The organism is Nocardioides sp. (genome assembly GCF_044226765.1).
In the GTDB taxonomy this organism is placed as follows: Bacteria; Actinomycetota; Actinomycetes; order Propionibacteriales; family Nocardioidaceae; genus Nocardioides.
The window spans coordinates 654,559-672,735 of record NZ_JBGAGJ010000001.1 but is presented as its reverse complement, the minus strand read 5'-3'; the positions used below and the strand labels follow the sequence as shown (position 1 = coordinate 672,735).

Genomic DNA, 18,177 nt, shown 5'->3' with positions numbered 1-18,177 from the left:
ATGGCGCCATGGGATCTCAGGGGGACGAGGAGGCGTGCGCCCGGTGCGGCCACGCCCGGCGGGTAGCGGTCGGCACGACGACCAAGCTGGCCAAGCGGCTGCGCGGCCGGGCCCCGCGCGCGACCTGCGGCGAGCCCACCGACGCCGGCTGGACCTGCCCCTGCCGGAGCCGCTTCCACGTGGCGTGAGGCCGTGCCGGTTTACCCGGTCGACCGGGTAAACCCTCACTTGTCGGCCAAAGTTTTCGCCGACAAGCAACGGTTTACGCCGACAAGTCGTGCCCGGATCGGCCGACAGCGCCGGCGCCCAGCGCCGCCCGCAGCCGGGCGGCGATCGCGGCGTTGGCGCCGCGGCTGCTGCGGCCGACACCGACGATGTTGAAGAAGCCGTGGATCTGGTCGGGGAACCGCCGCAGTTCGACGTCGACGCCCTCCTCCGCCAGCCGGTGGGCGTAGGCCTCGCCCTCGTCGCGCAGCGGGTCGAACCCGGCGGTGACGACGTACGCCGGGGCCAGCCCGGCGGGCAGCTCGGCGTAGAGCGGTGAGACACGCGGGTCGCGCGGGTCGGTGCCGGCGACGTAGAGCTGGTTGGCCAGGTCCATGAAGTCGCGGGTCAGGTAGAACCCCTCGGCGAACAGCGAGGCGCTGGCGGTGTCGCGGACCGCGTCGGTCGCCGGGTAGACCAGCAGCTGGAAGGCCAGCGGGAGCCCGGCCCGCGCCGCCTCGATCGCCACGAGAGCGGCCAGGTTGCTGCCAGCCGAGTCGCCGCCGACCGCCAGGCGCGCCGGGTCCGCCCCGACCTCGGCGGCGTGGTCGACCAGCCAGCGGTGGGCGGCGAGCGCGTCGTCGTACGCCGCGGGGAAGGGGTGCTCGGGGGCGAGGCGGTAGTCCACGGCGAGCACGCGTACGCCGGAGCGCTCGGCCAGGAAGCGGCACGGCGCGTCATGGGAGTCCAGGTCGCCGTACATGAAGCCGCCGCCGTGGAAGAACAGCAGCAGCGGGCCCGCCGAGCGCGCGTGCCCGCGGGCGGCGAAGGCCGCGCTCGGGACGTAGAGACGGGCGGGACGGCCGGCGACGACCAGGTCGCGGACCGTGCCGATCGGCTGGCGACCGGCGGTGAGCAGGGCGTGCTCGAGGATCGCGCGCCGCCCCTCGGGCACCGGCAGCGTCTCCGCCCCCGGCTTGCGGGTCAGCCGCTGCAGGCGCAGCGCGAGCTGGGTGTCGACCGCGAGCGTCTGGCCGTCCCGGACCACCGGACGCCCGGCGAGCAGCCGCTGCAGCCACCGCGGCAGGGCGAGCACGAGACGCAGGGCGAGGGCCTCCACCCGCTGACGGATCGACACGGACGCAACCTACCGGTCACCTGCGGGTGCGACACTGATCGGCATGTCGCTGGAGAGCCTGTCGCCCCTCGGCGCGAGCCACGGGGAGGGGATCCCGGAGGAGCCGTTCGACGTCGAGCCGCCGTACCGGCCCGACCACGAGGCCGTCGCCGCCGTCGAGAAGTACGAGGACCGGTTCCTGGACCGGGAGCTGTCCTGGCTGCGGTTCAACCAGCGGGTGCTCGAGCTGGCCGAGGACCGCGACCTCCCGCTGCTGGAGCGGGCGCGCTTCCTGGCCATCTTCACCAGCAACCTCGACGAGTTCTTCATGGTCCGCGTGGCCGGCCTCAAGCGGCGGATCGCGGCCGGGCTGGCGGTGCCCGCGGCGTCCGGGCTGATGCCGGCCGAGGTGCTCGACACGATCCTCACCACCACGCGCGAGCTCTCCGAGCGGCTGGCGCGGGTCTTCCGTGACGAGGTGGTGCCGGACCTCAGCGCCGCCGGCATCGAGCTGGTGCGCTGGGACGACCTGGACCGCGAGGAGCAGAAGTACTGCAAGCGGTTCTTCCGCGACCGCGTCTTCCCCGTGCTGACCCCGCTCGCGGTCGACCCGGCCCACCCGTTCCCCTACATCTCCGGGCTCTCGCTCAACCTGGCGGTGCTGCTGCGCAACCCGCGCACCGGCAAGGAGCACTTCGCCCGGGTGAAGGTGCCCCCGATCTTCGAGCGGTTCGTGCCGGTCGGCAACCAGCGGTTCGTGCCGCTGGAGGACGTCATCGCCGAGCACCTCAAGCGGCTGTTCCCCGGCATGGAGGTCCTCGAGGTCCACACCTTCCGGGTCACCCGCAACGAGGACCTCGAGGTCGAGGAGGACGACGCCGAGAACCTGCTGGCCGCGCTCGAGAAGGAGCTGCTCCGGCGTCGCTTCGGCCCGCCGGTGCGGCTCGAGGTCGAGGAGTCGATCGCGCCGCAGGTGCTCGACCTGCTCGTCTCCGAGCTCGGCGTCTCGCCGGAGGAGGTGTTCCGACTCAGCGGTCCGCTCGACCTGCGCGGTCTGCACGACATCGCCGACCTGCCGCGCCAGGAGCTGAAGTTCCCCGCCTTCCTGCCGACCACCCACCACCGGCTCGCCGAGGTGGAGTCCTCCGCTCCGGTCGACGTCTTCAAGGCCGCGCGGCGCCACGACGTGCTGCTGCACCACCCCTACGACTCGTTCGCCACCTCCGTGCAGCGCTTCCTAGAGCAGGCCGCCGCCGACCCGCACGTGCTGGCGATCAAGCAGACCCTCTACCGCACCTCCGGCGACTCCCCGATCATCGACGCCCTCATCGACGCCGCCGAGGCCGGCAAGCAGGTGCTGGTGATCGTGGAGATCAAGGCGCGCTTCGACGAGCAGGCCAACATCCGCTGGGCACGCAAGCTCGAGCAGGCCGGCTGCCACGTCGTCTACGGCCTCGTGGGCCTGAAGACCCACTGCAAGCTGGCCATGGTGGTGCGCGACGAGCCCGACGGCATCCGCCGCTACACCCACATCGGCACCGGCAACTACAACCCCAAGACCTCGCGGATGTACGAGGACCTCGGGCTGATCACCATCAACGAGCGGATCGGCGAGGACGTCGCCCACCTGTTCAACAACCTGTCGGGGTGGTCGCGCAACGCGACGTACGACGAGCTGCTGGTCGCCCCCGACTCGATCCGCACCGGGCTGGTCGAGCGGATCCACCGCGAGGTCGCCCACCACGAGGCCGGCCGCCCCGCCGGCATCCGGCTCAAGGCCAACTCGGTCGTGGACGAGGCCGTCATCGACGCGCTCTACCTCGCCTCCCAGGCCGGGGTCGGGATCGAGCTGCTGGTGCGGGGGATCTGCGCGCTGCGCCCCGGCGTACCCGGCCTCTCCGAGACGGTCGTCGTCCGGTCCGTGCTCGGCCGGTTCCTCGAGCACAGCCGGGTCTTCTGGTTCGAGAACGGTGGCGACCCCGAGGCGTGGATCGGCTCCGCGGACATGATGCACCGCAACCTCGACCGCCGGGTGGAGGTGCTGGTGCGGCTCCCCGGCGCGGAGGACGTGGCCGCCGTACGCGACCTGCTCGACCTCGCCTTCGACGAGCAGACCGACGCCTGGGTCCTCGACAGCGACGGCGTCTGGACCCGCAACCGGGCGCCGGTGCACCTCCAGGAGCGGCTCATCGAGCGGCAGCGCCGCAGGCGGTAGGTCCCCTCCTCGGGGGTCGGAGGGCCCCTGACTTGCGACTTCCGGCGCCGGACCCCCTACCCTGGGGTCGTTTGCTTCCTCCTCGCCAGGAGTTTCCTGTGGGTTTGCGCTTCCGGCCCGTCGACACCTCGTTCTTCGACCTCCTCACCCGGTCCGCTCGGCACCTCGTCGACGGCGCTGAGCTGCTGGCGGAGATGCTCAGCGACACCGCGGACCGGGCCGACGTCGCCCAGCGGATGCGGCAGGCCGAGCACACCGCGGACGAGACCACCCACGAGCTGATCCGCAAGGTCAACTCGACCTTCGTGACGCCGTTCGACCGGGAGGACATCTACGCGCTGGGCTCCGGCCTCGACGACGTGATGGACTCGATGGACGAGGCCGTGGACCTGATCCTGCTCTACGAGGTCAAGACGCTCCCGGCCGACCTCTCCACGCAGGTGGAGGTGCTGCAGCGCTGCGCCGAGCTCACCGCCGCGGCGATGCCGAACCTGCGCGGGATGCAGTCGCTCGAGGAGTACTGGATCGAGGTCAACCGCCTCGAGAACGCCGGCGACAAGAACCACCGCCGGATCATCGCCCACCTCTTCAGCGGCGAGTTCAAGACCATCGAGGTGCTCAAGCTCAAGGACGTCGCGGAGTCTCTCGAGGAGGCGATCGACGGGTTCGAGAAGGTCGCCAACATCGTGGAGCAGATCGCGGTCAAGGAGTCCTGAGCCGATGGAGCTCGCGCTCGTCATCACGGTCGTCTGCGTCGCCCTCTTCTTCGACTACACCAACGGCTTCCACGACGCCGCCAACGCGATCGCCACCTCGATCTCGACCCGCGCGCTGACCCCGCGCATCGCGCTGCTGATGGCGGCCGTCATGAACTTCATCGGCGCGCTGCTCGGCCAGAAGGTCGCCCACACCGTCAGCGACGTGATCCAACCGCCCGAGGGGGTCAACGGGCTCGTCGTGATCCTCGCCGGCCTGCTCGGGGCGATCGTCTGGAACCTCACGACCTGGTACTTCGGGCTCCCGTCGTCGTCGACCCACTCGCTGATCGGCGGCATGGTCGGCGCGGCGCTGATGTCCGGCAGCCTCGTGCACTGGCCGACGGTCTGGGACAAGGTCGTCATCCCGATGGTCGCTTCGCCGATCGTGGGCTTCATCCTGGCGTTCCTGGTGATGCTCGGGATCATGTGGATCTTCCGCCGGCGCAACCAGCACCGGGTCAACCGCGGGTTCCGCGGCGCCCAGACGGTCTCGGCCGCCGCCCTGGCGCTGGGCCACGGCCTGCAGGACGCCCAGAAGACGATGGGCGTGATCTTCCTGGCGCTGACCACCGCCGGCTACTACCTCCAGCCCGACGGCCAGCCGCAGGAGAACCTGCCCCTGTGGGTCATCGTCGGCGCCGCGAGCGCGATCTCGCTGGGCACGTACTCAGGCGGGTGGCGGATCATGCGCACCCTGGGCCGCCGGATCATCCACCTCGACCCGGCTCGCGGGTTCTCGGCGGAGTCGGTCGGCGCGGCGGTCCTCTACACGACGGCGTACGTCTGGCAGGCCCCCGTCTCCACCACCCACATCATCACCTCGGCGATCATGGGTGCCGGCGCCACCAAGCGCTTCTCCGCCGTCCGCTGGGGCGTCGCCCGCTCGATCGTCGTCGCCTGGGTGCTCACCTTCCCCGCGGCCGGCCTCGCCGCCGCCGGCTGCTACGAGATCCTGGACGCGATCCTCGGCTGATCGCCCCGACCGGGGTAGTCCCTGACCTTCGAGTGGTCCCGAGCACCGTTCGACCACTCGAACGTCAGGGACTATCCCGGCTCGAGGACTCAAACAGCCCGATAGCGGAGCAGGCGACCGCGCAGCTCGGGCGGAAGAGCACGGCGCGCAGCGACCGTCGAGGTGTCGTGCCACCCGTCCGGGCGCTCGATGGTCCATTGCCGCCGGTGCGCCGGGATGTCGGCCGCCCGGTCGTACGCCGCGGCGAGACGACCGAGGAAGAGGGTCGGGTCCCGGAGGTCGCTGGCCACCATCGTGACGACCTCCAACCCGTGCGACCGAAGGCGGTCCTCGACACCGATGTCCTTGCTGCGCTGGGCCCGCACCAGGTGCAGCGCGCCGTCGTACTGCCCCGCCACCCCCGTAACCGGGTCGATCCCGTCGGGAGTCCCGAGGTGACGACCCTCGAGGTCGAAGACGGGCCGGTTGTGCAGGGGTAGGCCCAGCCCCGTCCCTCCCCAGAGCTCCCCCATCACGAGCTCGGCAGGTGACCAGGCGTTCTCGACCGCGAGCCCCAGGCCGAGGCGGCACCGCGGGATGCCGGTCCACCCGTTGAGGGTCGCCGCGTACGCCGTGGCCTCGTCGATCGAGACGAGGTCGTCGTAGCAGGCCATGCTGAGCGTGATCGCCGCGTCGAGCTCGTTCCTGGCGTACCGCATCTCGAAGCACACGGACCTGACCGCGGAGGTGATCCGCAGGCCGTCGACGACGACCACGTCGGCCGGTGCCAACCGCTCCTCCGAGGTCTCGAACTGTGGTTGTGGCCGGGCCCACCGGTTGCCACCGACCGCCAGCGTGGGCCTGCGCACGCGCCCGCCACCCCACGGGGTCCCGTCGAACCACCGGCCACGCTGCCAGGCCAGCCCGGCCCACCCGGTGACGGCCCCGTGGTCCTCCGGCAGCGCGGCCGCCGCCTCGACCACCCGCTGGTCGGTCGAGGACGCATCGACGTCGGCCGGGACGTAGAGACCCCGGCTCGTCCGCCGCCAGTGGGGACCCCTGGCCTGGTTCTTGGTCGGACCGCGTTCACCGGACGGGTCGACCGGGAGGGGGACCACCACGTCCCTGGGTACGCCGGAAAGCTTCACCCCGAGGGCATTCCCGTTCGCGCGACCCCCGCGATCGGTTGTCCACAGGTCGCCGAGACGGGATAGTCCCTGACGTTCGAGTGGTCAGAATGCGGTCTCGACCACTCGATTGGCAGGGACTACCCCAGCGAGCCAGCCAAAGCTCAGCCGAAGCGGCCCGAGATGTAGGCCTCGGTCGACTCCTCGTCGGGGTTGGTGAACATCTTGTTGGTGGGGTTGAACTCCACGAGGTGGCCGGGCTGGCCGGCGGCCTTGAGGTTGAAGAAGCCGGTGTCGTCGGAGACCCGGGCGGCCTGCTGCATGTTGTGGGTGACGATCACGATCGTGTACTCGGTCTTGAGCTCGTGGATCAGGTCCTCGATCGCCGCGGTCGAGATCGGGTCGAGGGCCGAGCAGGGCTCGTCCATGAGCAGGATCTCCGGCGAGATCGCGATCGCGCGGGCGATGCACAGCCGCTGCTGCTGGCCGCCGGAGAGGCCCATGCCGGGCTTGCCGAGGCGGTCCTTGACCTCCTCCCACAGGTTCGCGCCGCGCAGCGACGACTCGACGATCGCGTCGGCGTCGGACTTCTTCAGCTTCTTGGAGTTCAGCTTGGTGCCGGCCAGCACGTTGTCGTAGATCGACATCGTCGGGAACGGGTTCGGTCGCTGGAACACCATGCCGATCTGACGGCGTACGGCGACCGGGTCGACGTTCGGGTCGTAGAGCGACTGCCCCGAGACCATCACCTTGCCCTCGACGCGGGCGCCGGGGATGACCTCGTGCATGCGGTTCAGGGCACGCAGGAACGTCGACTTGCCGCAGCCGGACGGGCCGATGAAGGCGGTGACCGCCTTCGCGCGGATGGTCATGTTGACGCCCTCGACCGCCTTGAAGTCCCCGTAGTAGATGTCGAGGTCCGAGACATCGATGCTCTTGGCCATGGTTGCTTCCTACTCGTGGTTCTAGCGACGGTCGGTCTTGGGGGCGAAGATCGCACCCACGATCCGGGCGATCAGGTTGAGGATCATCACGATGATGATGAGCACGAGGGCGGCCGCCCACGCTCGCGCGTAGCCGGGCGGGTCGCCGCCGTTCAGCGGCACGATCCCCGGGGAGGCGTACTGCTGGTAGATGTAGACCGGCAGCGTGGACATCCGGTTGTCGAAGAGGTTCCAGTTCACCGAGTCCGTCGCGCCCGCGACGACCAGCAGCGGCGCCGACTCGCCGATGACCCGGGCGACCGCCAGCATCACGCCGGTGATGATGCCGCCCAGCGCGGTCGGGATGACCACCTTGACGATGGTCCGCCACTTCGGCACCCCGAGCGCGTACGACGCCTCCCGCAGCTCCGAGGGCACCAGCCGCAGCATCTCCTCCGCCGACCTGACCACCGTCGGGATCATCAGCAGCGAGAGCGCGATGGCGCCGCCGAACCCGTTGCGGGCAGCGGGCCCGAGCAGGATCACCAGCAGCGAGAGGGCGAACAGGCCCGCCACGATCGACGGGATGCCCGTCATCACGTCCACCAGGAACGTCGTCCACCGGGCGATCCGGTTGCGCTGGCCGTACTCGACCAGGTAGATCGCCGCGAACAGCCCGATCGGCACCGAGATGACCGCCGCCATCGCGGTGACCAGCAGCGTGCCGATCAGGGCGTGGTAGATGCCCCCGCCGGCCCCGACCACGTTGCGCATGTCGGAGGTGACGAAGGCCCAGCTCAGCGCCGGGACGCCGTTCTTCAGCACCGTCCAGACCAGCCAGAGGAGCGGCACGAGGACCCCGACGAACGCCGCCCAGACCAGCGACGTCGTCAACCGGTCGACCGCGTAGCGGCGGCCCTCGGCGAACGCCGACCACAGCGGCCAGGCGACCACGTAGACGACCCCGGCGAGGCAGAGCATCGCCACCCAGCCCCAGCCCATCAGCAGGCTGAGCCCGACGCCCAGGACGACGGCGGCGGCGAGCACGGCGTACGGCGCCCAACGCGGCAGCTTGGGGTCGGCGAACCGGATGTCGGCGGAGATCGACGAGGGGTCCGGCTCGATCGGTGCCGACGTCATCGGGTCACCATCCTCTCGTGCCGGGCCACGATCCATCGGGCGGCGAAGTTGACCGCGAAGGTCACCACGAAGAGCACCAGGCCGGTCGCGATCAGCAGCGCCTGCTTGTCCGGCGTGGCCTCCTTGAAGTTGGAGGCGATGTTGGAGGCGATCGTCGCCGGGTTGGTGTCCGAGATCAGGTTGAGGGTCACGATCGGCGTCGCCGACAGGACCATGAGCACCGCCATCGTCTCGCCGAGCGCCCGCCCGAGGCCGAGCATCACGCCCGAGATCACGCCGGACCGGGCGTAGGGGAAGACGGCCAGCCGGATCATCTCCCACCGCGTGGCCCCCAGGGCCATCGCCGCCTCCTCGTGCAGGCGCGGCGTCTGGGCGAACACCTCACGCGAGATCGCGGTGGTGATCGGGATGACCATGATCGCGAGGACGATCCCGGCGGTCAGCATGGTGCGGCCGGTGACCGACGGGGGACCTGCGAAGAAGGGGATCCAGCCGAGGTTGTCGTAGAGCCAGTTCAGCACCGGCTTGATGGCCTGGGCGAGGGCGAGCCCACCCCACAGTCCGTAGACGACGCTCGGCACCGCCGCGAGCAGGTCGATCAGGTAGGCGATCGGCGCGGCCAGTCGCGGGGGCGCGTAGTGGGAGATGAACAGCGCCAGCCCGATCGAGAACGGCACGGCGATCACCAGCGCGACGACCGCTGCCAGGATCGTGCCGTAGATCAACGGGCCGACGTACGACACGAAGTCGTGCGCCGGCGCATAGATGGGCTCCGGCGCGGAGAGGCCCGGCGCTCCCTCGACGGCCAGGAAGACGAACACCCCGGCCAGGGCGAGCATGATGACGATGGCGGCGAACAGCGACAGGCCGGAGAAGATCCGGTCGCCCCACCTCACCGGGGGTCTGGCGCGGGAACTGGCGGTGCTGGACACGACGCTCCTGGATCCGAAATCAGGGGTGTGCGGCGGCCCGGCTGACCGGACCGCCGCACCCGAAGTGTTTCAATCGTCAGCCCGCGGAGATGGCGCCGACGATCTTCTGCGCCTGCTCGGCGATCGACGAGTCGAGCGGCGCCGAGCCGGCGTTCTCGGCCGCGGCCTGCTGGCCCTCGTCGGAGACCATGTACGACAGGTAGCCCTGGACCAGTGCCGCCTCGTTGGCGTCGCTGTAGGTCTGGCAGGCCAGCTCGTAGGACACCAGGATCAGCGGGTAGGCCCCCGACTCGGTCGTGGTGCGGTCCACGTCGTACGGCATCATCGTCGCGCTCGCCGTGTCGGCCGGCTTCGACACCGCCAGCGCCTTCGCCGCACCCTCGGCGGACGGCGCGTTGTACTCCTCGCCGACCTTGAGGGACACGATGCCCAGGCCCCCGGCCTGGCTCTCGTCGGCGTAGCCGATGGTGCCCTCGCCGCCCTTGACCGCGGCGACCATGCCCGAGGTGCCCTCGCCGGCCTCGCCGCCCTTGATCGGCCACACGCCGTCGGGGTCGTAGGTCCAGGCGCCGTCACCGGCCGCGCTGAGGTACTGGGTGAAGTTGTCGGTCGTGCCCGAGTCGTCGGAGCGGTGCACCGGCGTGATGGTGGTGTCGGGCAGGTCGACGCCGTCGTTCTGCGAGGCGATCGCGGCGTCGTTCCACTTGGTGATCTTGCCGTTGAAGATGTCGGCGACGGTCTTCGCGTCGAGTTGGAGCTGGTCGACACCGGGCAGGTTGTAGATGACCGCGATCGGGCTCACGTAGACGGGGACCTCGACCGGGTCGTCGCCACCGCAGCGCTCCTTGGCCTTGGTCAGCTCGCCCTCGTCGTCGTTGATGGCCGAGTCGGAGCCGGCGAACGAGTAGGCCTTGGAGATGAAGTTCTCGCGACCGCTGCCCGAGCCGACCGGGTCGTAGTTGACCGTGACGCCCGAGTTGGCGGACTGGAAGCCCGCACGCCAGGCCTGCTGGGCCGCGTCCTGGGCGCTGGAGCCGCCACCGGAGAGGGTGCCGCTGAGGCTGCCCGAGCCGCTGCCGCCGTCACTGCCGCCGGCGCTGTCACTGTTGCTGCCGCAGCCGGTCAGCGCGAGGGCGAGGACGGCGAAGCCGGGCACCACGGCCCGGCGGATGGAAGTGCGAATCACTTCTGAGCTCCTGAGTCTTTAAGGATTTCTCGTTGTCATTCGCGAAGTTAGGGAGCGCAGGTGGACGGATGCGTCGCGGCCGGTGAACGGGCGGTGAACTCGACGTGCCCATCCGGGGACGCACCGGCTGTGCAGAGACGTACATCACGTGAACAAGCCCGCGACGCCTTGACCTCAGCGGGGCGTGTGCACTTCAGTCGCGACGACTCTGCCCTGGCGCAGGTGCGCGACCAGCATCCCGCCGGGCTCGAGCTTCGGGTCGCCCACGCCGAGCCCGTCGAGGACCGTGGGGAGCACCGGGCGGTGGCTGCAGACGACCGCGCTCTCGTCGCCGTGGGCGAGCTCGTCGACCACGGCGAGCACGGTTTGCGGGGTCGCGTCCTCCTCGCTCAGCCCGTCCTCGAGCTCCAGCTTCCAGCCGGTGGTGTCGGCGAACGGCCCGACCGTCTCGACGCATCGGGTGCTGCTGGAGCTGACGATCCGGGTGACGTCGTACGCCGCCAGCAGCGGGATCAGCCGCTGCGCCTGCTGCCGCCCCGCCTGCAGGAGCGGGCGCAGCCGGTCGTCCTGGCGGCGCCAGGCCTTGCGGGATCGGGCCTGCCCGTGGCGCAGCACGACGAGGGCGTGGGTCTTGCGGCGCAGCGGGTAGGCCTCGCGCAGGGTGGCGCGGTCGTGCTCGTAGCTGAGCAGGTCGAGCGCGTCGGCGTACGGAACCCAGGCGACCTGGTCGATCTCGGCGTTCGGCCGGTAGCGGCCGACGTCGTCGGAGCCGACGGCGCGGCCGACCCAGTAGGAGACCACCTTGCTCCGGCCGCCGGCGACGGGGTAGCGCTGCCCGGTGAGCGGCGGCCCGAGCCGCACGTGCAGCCCGGTCTCCTCCGCGACCTCGCGCACCGCGGCGGCGAGCACGTGCTCGCCGCGGTCAAGCTTGCCCTTGGGGAACGACCAGTCGTCGTACCGGGGCCGGTGGACGAGCAGCACCCGCTTGCCAGGACGGAACACGACGGCTCCAGCAGCGAGGACGTCCTTCGCGGGCATGCGGTTAGTCTCACACCACCGGACGGCGAACAGGAGGACCGGTGCGCACTCGCCTCACCGTGGTCGTCGCCGGAGTCGTCGTCGCAGCCCTGGTGGTCGTCGCGGCCGTGGTCGCCGTCAGCTGGTGGCGGGGACGGGACGAGACCCAGCTGCAGGAGGCGACGGCGTACGCCCCGGCCGACGCCCAGCGGCTGTCGTGGACCGACTGGGCGGGCGTCCGGACTGCCGTCAAGGCCGACCTCGACGCGTCGTCGTCGGCCGGGGACGTCGAGACGTTCCTCGACCAGGGCTTCGACCGCGACCTCACCTCGACCTCGGCGCTCGTGCAGTCGGCGGGGGTGCTGCAGGAGCACTTCGGGTTCTCCCCCGCCACCGTGCAGTGGGAGCTGTTCAGCCAGTCCGAGCAGGGCGCGGTCGTGATCCTGCGGATGCCCGACGGCGCCGACCTCGGCACGATCGCCGCGCACCTGGAGCAGAGCGGGTTCGCGAAGCCCGCCACCGACGCGCTCGGCGGCCAGGTCTGGTCCGGCGGCGGCGAGCTGCTGCCCTCGATCGGCGCCGACCTGACTCCCGAGCTGCAGTACGTCGCCCTGGACGCCGACCGGCACCTGGTCCTCACCAGCGACAACGAGGCCTACCTGCAGTCGACCGTGGACACGCTCGGCGACGGCTCGCTCCCCGCCGGGATGCAGGACGTCGTCGACGCCTCGGGCGAGCCGCTGTCCGCGGCGGTGTACGACGGCCCGTACGCCTGCAAGGCGCTCGCGATGGGCCAGGCCGACCGGTCCGACCAGGCCGAGGCCGACCAGCTGGTCGCCGAGGCCGGCGAGGTGAGCCCGCTGACCGGGTTCGCGATGTCGGCGCAACCCGGCGGCGACGTACGGGTCGCGCTGGGGTTCGAGAACGCCGACCAGGCCCGGACGAACGCCGACACCCGGTCGGTCCTCGCGAGCGGCCCGGCGCCCGGTCAGGGCGGTGAGTTCTCCGACCGGTTCACGGTCGCCTCCGCCGCCGCCGACGGCGACGTGGTCACCCTGGACCTGAAGCCCGTGCCCGGCAGCTACGTCCTCTCCGACCTGTCCACCGGGCCGGTGCTGTTCGCGACCTGTTGAGGGCGGCTGGGCGCGGCGTTGTGAGCAATTGCGCGCCCACGACCCGGTTGCGCGCTGAGTCCGGTGCCTCAGCGTTCAATTGCGCGGAAACCGCACCGTGACCGGCCTGCTGCGCCGGTCAGGACCGCACGAGTCGGGAGATCGCCTCCACGGCCTCGGACACCTTCTCGCGGGCCTCGTCGTCCCCGGCCCGGGCGGCGTCGACGACGCAGTGGTTCATGTGCTCCTCGAGCAGGCCGAGGGAGAACGACTGGAGCGCCTTGGTCATCGCCGAGACCTGGGTGAGGATGTCGATGCAGTACTTCTCGTCCTCGACCATGCGCTGCAGCCCCCGCGCCTGGCCCTCGATGCGGCGCAGCCGCTTGAGGTAGTCGTCCTTGCGCTGGATGTAGCCGTGCTGGTGCTCCGCCATGCCGCCAGAATACCCGGGAGGGGTATCCGTGACGCTGGCTCACCCTCCGGCGTACGGATCGGGAGCCACCCCGAGGATCTCGTCGATCTGCGCCTCGCTGAGGTGATCGTCGGACTCGCTGGCCGCGATGATGAGGTTGGTGGTCAGCTCCACCTCGCCCAGGAGGTCGGAATCCTCGAGGGACACGTCGAACTGGTCGTGCACCTCATCACTCCTCATGTCCACGTCAGGCGTCCTCCTCGTAGGGAAAACGTTGCCCGACCCTCGCGGGTGCCAAACACGTGCCGACCGAATTTGGCCCGTCCTGACCATGAGGCATGGCCCACACGGCCCCTGCCCACCCCGGGAACCGACCCCGGGAACGGAAGAAGGCCCCACCCGAGGGTGAGGCCTTCTCGAAGACGTTCGGTCTAGAGCCCGAGTCTTCCCCGGTGGTCAGACCGGGCGGACGTTCTCCGCCTGCGGGCCCTTCGGACCCTGGGTGACGTCGAACTCGACCTTCTGGTTCTCGTCCAGGGACTTGTAGCCCTGGGTCTGGATGGCCGAGTAGTGCACGAAGACGTCGTCGCCGCCGTCCTCCTGCGCGATGAAGCCGAAACCCTTCTCGGCGTTGAACCACTTCACGGTGCCCTGAGCCATTGCTCGATTACTCCTTAGTCGGGGCGAGAACCGTCACATCGACGGTCCACAGAAAATGCGGTGACACCGTCGCTCCGACTTGCGTGAGTGGCAGGCCCACGAAAGAAGAAACGCCGTTGGATCACAAACTCCGCGGGCGTCAGACCTGCTGGAACTTGCACCTTCTGCAAGGGCCACGTTACCAATCCAGGCCCCCATGCCAACCATCCGGAGCCGAAATCTCACCACGACCGGTGAAGGTTCTGCTACGCACGCGTGACAGGAGGGGTACGCCGGCCGCAAGGAGCCTGGTCGACGTACCCCCTCCCGGCGGCCGGTGGGGGTGGATGAATCCCCGGCTGACCGGGGATTCATCCGGGGTTGTCAGGGACCTCATGACGTTGTCAGGGGTTGCAACGCCTGACAACGACAGGTTGAGCCTGACCGGGCGGCGGCTTCCCCCGCACGCGGCCAGAGCCGAACGACCCTGGCCGGAGGCGGCGACGGCAGGGATGATCCCGGGATGAACAAAGCCGTCCTCCACTCCATGACCTCGGCAGAGCGCGCGCTGGTCGCCGACACCGAGCCCGCCGCCATCGCCGGTCTCGACGAGGAGGAGCTCCTCGAGCTGCACAGCCGGATCCGGCGCGCCCGCAGCAAGTACGTCAAGAACTACCGTCGCGCCGCTGCCGGCTCGGTGGCGAGGAAGGGCGGTCGCGGGAAGGCCTTCGCCGGCAACCAGCGCGACCGCGACAAGGCCGAGATCTTCGAGCTCGCCCTCGCGCGGGTGAGCCGCCAGGTCGCGGTGCGCGCCAAGGAGCAGGCCGCCGAGCTCAAGGCCGAGCGCCTGGCCGCGGCCCGCGCCGGAGGGTCCGGACCGGCGACGACGGGCGGTACGCCGGCGGCCGCGCCGGCCAGCCGCGCCCGCGGGGTCAAGAAGACGACCGGCGGGGTTAAGAAGGACGCCTCGACCCGGGCCACCGGCGCGCGGCGGCAGGCCAAGCGCGACAGCCGGACCTGACGCACCGCCCCACCGGCGGACCGCCGCAGGCGCGGCCGTTTCGTCCCGTTTGCGACGATGGAGCGCATGACTCGGCTCCTGATCCTCGAGGACGACGCGGGACTGCGCGCCTCCTTGCGGATGGTGCTCGAGGACGAGGGCTATGCGGTCGTGGAGGCGGAGGACGCCGAGCGAGGCCTGGAGCTGGTGGGGGACCCCGGCGGGATCGACCTGATGCTGGTCGACCTGATGCTGCGCGGCATGGACGGGTTCTCCTTCATCCAGCGGGCGCGGCCGCAGACCGAGGCCCCCATCGTGGTGGTGAGTGCGCGCGACGGGGTCGAGGACATCGTGGCGGCCCTCGAGGCCGGTGCGGACGACTACGTCACCAAGCCGTTCCTCGTCGACGAGGTGAAGGCGCGGCTCAAGGCGCTGCTCCGACGTCCCTCGATGGCGGGCGGCCAGGTCGCCGAGTCCGACGTCTTCGTGCTCGACGCGGAGGACGGCCCACTCGTCTTCGACCGGGGCGCCGCGGTGCTGTCGCGCGGCGACACCCCGATCCACCTGACCAACACCGAGTTCCGCCTCCTCAGCGCACTGGTCGACCACGCCGGTCTGGTGCTCGACCGGACCGCCCTCCTGGAGCACGTGTGGGAGCGCGGCTTCTTCGGCGACGACCGGATCGTCGACGTCCACGTGCGGCGGCTGCGCAAGAAGCTGGAGACCGACCCCGGCTCGCCGAAGATCCTCATCACGGTCAGGGGCCTGGGGTACCGGCTCGACACACGATGAGGTCCCCTCGACGTGCCCGCGGGCTCCGGGCGTCGGTGACGCTGGCCTTCGCGGCCGGCGCCCTGGCGCTGTCGGCCGCCCTGGCCCTGGGCACCTACTTCTCGGCACGCCACTTCCTGATCGAGCAGCGCGAGCGGACCGCCACCCGGCAGGCGTTCACCGACAGCGCGGTCGTGCGCGACGACCTGCTGACCTCGGGCACCGAGGTCGGTGACGCCCTGGGCTCGCTGAGCCCGCCGGCCGGCGCGGTGATCTACGTACGACGCCATGGCGAGTGGTACTCGTCGTCACTCGACAGCGCCGGCCCCGACCTCACCTCCACGGTGCAGCCGGTGGTCGGGCAGGGCCAGGTCGGGGTCGGCTGGACCACCGCCACGGACCCGTCGAGCGTCGTCGTCGGGATCCCCCTACCCGCGGTGGATGCGGAGTACTACGAGGTGTCGTCGGCCGAGGAGCTCGACCACACCCTGTGGACCCTGGGCATCGCGCTGACGGTGTGTGCTGCGGTCACGACCCTGGCCGGTGCCGGGGTCGGCCGTGCGGTGAGCCGGCACATCCTCGCGCCCCTGGCGGACGTGGCGGACGCGGCGGTCCGCGTCTCGGCCGGCGATCTCACCACCCGCCTCGCCGAGACCGACGACCCGGACCTGGCCGCGCTGGTGGGCTCCTTCAACCACATGGTCGACGCGCTGCACGAGCGGATCGAGCAGGACGCCCGGTTCGCGGCCGACGTGAGCCACGAGCTGCGCACCCCGGTGACCACCCTCACCACGAGCCTGAGCCTCCTCGAGCACACCCCCGGCCTGTCGCCGAGGGCAGAGGAGGCCGTCCACCTCATGTCCGAGGAGCTGGCGCGCTTCCGTCGCGCCCTCGAGGACCTCCTCGTCCTGGGCCGGCTCGACGCCGGTCGCGACGAGGCGGAGCGGGTCGTGATCGACGCTGACGACCTCGTCGACCAGGCGCTGCGGGCGACGAGGCTCCCGCCGGACCTCCTGGCCCCTCGTCCTCCCGGCACACCAGGGCCCGCGGTGCACGTCGATCGGGTCCAGGTCCTGCGCGCCCTCGCGAACCTCCTGCGCAACGCCGAGCTGCACGGCGGCGGGGTGACCCGGGTCAGCGTCCTGGACGGCGGGTCCGTGGTGGACGTCCGGGTGGAGGACGACGGCCCCGGCGTACCCGAAGCGGACCGCGTCCGGATCTTCGAGCGATTCGCGCGAGCCGGGGGCGCGAAGGCCGGCACCGGCAGCGGGCTCGGCCTGAGCATCGTGGCGCAGACCGTCCGCAACCACGGCGGCGAGGTGTGGTACGCCGACCGGCCCACCGGTGGTGCCGCGTTCGTGATGAGGCTGCCGAGCGTGCCCGGGGTGCGGCGATGAGCGCGCGACGCGACGACCACCACCGGGTCCGGCGGCACGCCGCCCCGCTGGCGTTGCTGGCGCTCCTCCTCGCCGCGTGCGGCCTGCCCGGTGACGGGTCCGTACGCACGGTGCCCGACGAGGACGTGCCGTACCGGCTGCTCGCGCCGGCCTCGCCCGCCGGGTCGCCCGACGGCGGAGCGGACCCCGCGGACCGCTCCCCGGCCGTGTTCTGGGTGATGGGGGACCACCTCCTCCCGGAGGTGACCACCGAGACCTGCTCCGAGGACGAGGAGACCCTGGTCCGCCGGCTGCTCAGCACGCTGTCCGCCGGTCCCGGTGACGACGCCCGGGCCGCAGGCCGGTCGTCCGCCCTGCCGGCGGACCTCGGGCTCGACGTCGTCGGTGTCACCGACGGGACGGCCGAGATCGGCATCGAGCCGGGTGCGTCGATCGGCGCCGACCAGCTGCCGATCGCCGTCGGTCAGGTCGTCCTGACGCTCACCTCGGCGCCCACCGTCGAGTCGGTGGTCCTGGTCAGCGACGGGGCGCGGGTGCAGGTGCCGCTCCTCGACGGCGTGCTCACCGACGAGCCGGTGACCGCGGCGGACTACGCCGACCTCCTGCCCGACCGACTCGGCGGGCCCGGCTCCCTGGGCTGCCGGTAACCCCACGACCCGGCTCGTGCGACCGGCACCGAGCGGCCATGTTGCAGTCTCATGACGATCCGCGGACGAGGCTCGGTCAACCTGCTCGCGACCCTTGTCCGGTCGTCCCGGCCGTGTCTTGATGAAGGTCAGGAGTCATGCGAGACCACGGAGGGAGATCTCATCATGCTCACGATCACACCCGACGCGATGGACATCATCCGGCGCGTCACGGAGCACCCGAAGCTCGACAACGGCGCCGGGCTGCGGATCGGGTCCCGACCGGACCCCTCGGCGCCCCTGCGCGTCCACGTCACCGACCACCCCGAGCCCGGGGACCGCGTGCTCGAGCGCGACGGAGCTCGGCTCTACCTCGCCCCGGTCGCGGCGGAGCGCGCGCCGGACGCGAGCTGGACGCGGTGACCGACGCCGAGGGCCGCGTGCGGTTCGTCTCCCGGCGGGCGGCATGAGCGTCACCACCCTCGACTCGCGACGCGCCGCCCGTCGGGCGGCCGTGATCGCCCGGCAGCGCGCTGCGGCACGACGAGCCGAGCACCGCTACTCCATGGTGTGGCGGCTGCGCCGTGCCTGCTGAGCACCAGCCACGACATCGGGCGTCGCTCGCCACGCCGGCGACCGTCCGCGAGGA

21 protein-coding genes are annotated in these 18,177 nt (G+C 71.1%); 11 read left to right on the top strand and 10 right to left on the bottom strand.

Annotated features, from left to right (window positions below; genetic code table 11):
• Positions 1 to 8: 8 nt before the first annotated feature.
• Positions 9 to 188: a hypothetical protein gene (locus tag ACILRH_RS03240; RefSeq protein ID WP_395690717.1), complete on the top strand. Its 180-nt coding sequence runs from the start codon at positions 9 to 11 to the stop codon at positions 186 to 188.
• A gap of 74 nt (positions 189 to 262) precedes the next feature.
• Here the strand turns inward: ACILRH_RS03240 and ACILRH_RS03235 are convergent, their stop codons facing one another.
• Entirely contained in the window at positions 263 to 1,342 is a 1,080-nt protein-coding gene (locus ACILRH_RS03235) for an alpha/beta hydrolase (RefSeq protein ID WP_395690715.1), read from the bottom strand.
• Between the two features lie 43 nt (positions 1,343 to 1,385).
• On the opposite strand from ACILRH_RS03235, the gene ACILRH_RS03230 reads away from it, so the two are divergent.
• The 3 genes from ACILRH_RS03230 (at position 1,386) to ACILRH_RS03220 (ending at position 5,267) form a co-directional block, all read left to right on the top strand.
• A complete protein-coding gene (locus ACILRH_RS03230) occupies positions 1,386 to 3,536 on the top strand; it encodes an RNA degradosome polyphosphate kinase (protein WP_395690714.1) in 2,151 nt (716 codons plus the stop codon).
• 98 nt (positions 3,537 to 3,634) lie between these two features.
• Positions 3,635 to 4,252, top strand: a complete 618-nt coding sequence (locus ACILRH_RS03225; RefSeq protein WP_395690713.1) for a DUF47 domain-containing protein — start codon at positions 3,635 to 3,637, stop codon at positions 4,250 to 4,252.
• Positions 4,253 to 4,256: 4 nt separating this feature from the next.
• Positions 4,257 to 5,267 (top strand): anion permease, encoded by a 1,011-nt coding sequence (locus ACILRH_RS03220; RefSeq protein ID WP_395690711.1) that lies wholly within the window; start codon positions 4,257 to 4,259, stop codon positions 5,265 to 5,267.
• 89 nt (positions 5,268 to 5,356) lie between these two features.
• Here ACILRH_RS03220 and ACILRH_RS03215 read toward each other — a convergent pair whose 3' ends face one another.
• The 6 genes from ACILRH_RS03215 to ACILRH_RS03190 form a co-directional block, all read right to left on the bottom strand.
• Positions 5,357 to 6,364, bottom strand: a complete 1,008-nt coding sequence (locus ACILRH_RS03215; protein WP_395690710.1) for a hypothetical protein — start codon at positions 6,362 to 6,364, stop codon at positions 5,357 to 5,359.
• A gap of 173 nt (positions 6,365 to 6,537) precedes the next feature.
• On the bottom strand, positions 6,538 to 7,317 hold the full coding sequence (gene pstB, locus ACILRH_RS03210) for a phosphate ABC transporter ATP-binding protein PstB (RefSeq protein ID WP_395690709.1): 780 nt from the start codon (positions 7,315 to 7,317) through the stop codon (positions 6,538 to 6,540).
• A gap of 21 nt (positions 7,318 to 7,338) precedes the next feature.
• On the bottom strand, positions 7,339 to 8,436 hold the full coding sequence (gene pstA, locus ACILRH_RS03205; RefSeq protein ID WP_395690708.1) for a phosphate ABC transporter permease PstA: 1,098 nt from the start codon (positions 8,434 to 8,436) through the stop codon (positions 7,339 to 7,341).
• A complete protein-coding gene (gene pstC, locus ACILRH_RS03200) occupies positions 8,433 to 9,332 on the bottom strand; it encodes a phosphate ABC transporter permease subunit PstC (protein ID WP_395690707.1) in 900 nt (299 codons plus the stop codon). The genes pstA and pstC overlap by 4 nt, the downstream gene beginning before the upstream one ends.
• Positions 9,333 to 9,444: 112 nt before the next feature.
• On the bottom strand, positions 9,445 to 10,554 hold the full coding sequence (pstS, locus tag ACILRH_RS03195) for a phosphate ABC transporter substrate-binding protein PstS (protein ID WP_395690706.1): 1,110 nt from the start codon (positions 10,552 to 10,554) through the stop codon (positions 9,445 to 9,447).
• 174 nt (positions 10,555 to 10,728) lie between these two features.
• A complete protein-coding gene (locus ACILRH_RS03190) occupies positions 10,729 to 11,592 on the bottom strand; it encodes an NUDIX domain-containing protein (RefSeq protein ID WP_395690705.1) in 864 nt (287 codons plus the stop codon).
• 41 nt (positions 11,593 to 11,633) lie between these two features.
• Between ACILRH_RS03190 and ACILRH_RS03185 the strand changes: the two genes are divergently transcribed.
• Complete coding sequence (locus ACILRH_RS03185) at positions 11,634 to 12,704, top strand: hypothetical protein (protein WP_395690704.1); 1,071 nt, start codon at positions 11,634 to 11,636, stop codon at positions 12,702 to 12,704.
• A 118-nt stretch (positions 12,705 to 12,822) separates the two neighbouring features.
• Here ACILRH_RS03185 and ACILRH_RS03180 read toward each other — a convergent pair whose 3' ends face one another.
• The 3 genes from ACILRH_RS03180 to ACILRH_RS03170 form a co-directional block, all read right to left on the bottom strand.
• Positions 12,823 to 13,116 (bottom strand): metal-sensitive transcriptional regulator, encoded by a 294-nt coding sequence (locus ACILRH_RS03180; protein WP_395690703.1) that lies wholly within the window; start codon positions 13,114 to 13,116, stop codon positions 12,823 to 12,825.
• A gap of 39 nt (positions 13,117 to 13,155) precedes the next feature.
• Complete coding sequence (locus ACILRH_RS03175; RefSeq protein ID WP_395690702.1) at positions 13,156 to 13,320, bottom strand: hypothetical protein; 165 nt, start codon at positions 13,318 to 13,320, stop codon at positions 13,156 to 13,158.
• Between the two features lie 231 nt (positions 13,321 to 13,551).
• Positions 13,552 to 13,755: a cold-shock protein gene (locus tag ACILRH_RS03170; protein ID WP_056863399.1), complete on the bottom strand. Its 204-nt coding sequence runs from the start codon at positions 13,753 to 13,755 to the stop codon at positions 13,552 to 13,554.
• A 502-nt stretch (positions 13,756 to 14,257) separates the two neighbouring features.
• On the opposite strand from ACILRH_RS03170, the gene ACILRH_RS03165 reads away from it, so the two are divergent.
• The 6 genes from ACILRH_RS03165 to ACILRH_RS03140 all read left to right on the top strand — a co-directional run bounded on the left by ACILRH_RS03165 (position 14,258) and on the right by ACILRH_RS03140 (position 18,123).
• Positions 14,258 to 14,755, top strand: a complete 498-nt coding sequence (locus tag ACILRH_RS03165) for a hypothetical protein (protein WP_395690700.1) — start codon at positions 14,258 to 14,260, stop codon at positions 14,753 to 14,755.
• 66 nt (positions 14,756 to 14,821) lie between these two features.
• Positions 14,822 to 15,526, top strand: coding sequence for a response regulator transcription factor (locus tag ACILRH_RS03160; RefSeq protein ID WP_395690699.1), 705 nt, complete (start codon positions 14,822 to 14,824; stop codon positions 15,524 to 15,526).
• Positions 15,523 to 16,902: an ATP-binding protein gene (locus tag ACILRH_RS03155; RefSeq protein ID WP_395690698.1), complete on the top strand. Its 1,380-nt coding sequence runs from the start codon at positions 15,523 to 15,525 to the stop codon at positions 16,900 to 16,902. Before ACILRH_RS03160 ends, ACILRH_RS03155 begins: the two co-directional genes overlap by 4 nt.
• Positions 16,899 to 17,549, top strand: a complete 651-nt coding sequence (locus tag ACILRH_RS03150) for a GerMN domain-containing protein (protein ID WP_395690696.1) — start codon at positions 16,899 to 16,901, stop codon at positions 17,547 to 17,549. The genes ACILRH_RS03155 and ACILRH_RS03150 overlap by 4 nt, the downstream gene beginning before the upstream one ends.
• Positions 17,550 to 17,714: 165 nt before the next feature.
• Positions 17,715 to 17,951: a Fe-S cluster assembly protein HesB gene (locus ACILRH_RS03145; protein ID WP_395690695.1), complete on the top strand. Its 237-nt coding sequence runs from the start codon at positions 17,715 to 17,717 to the stop codon at positions 17,949 to 17,951.
• Between the two features lie 43 nt (positions 17,952 to 17,994).
• Positions 17,995 to 18,123, top strand: a complete 129-nt coding sequence (locus ACILRH_RS03140) for a hypothetical protein (RefSeq protein ID WP_395690694.1) — start codon at positions 17,995 to 17,997, stop codon at positions 18,121 to 18,123.
• Positions 18,124 to 18,177 lie beyond the last annotated feature (54 nt).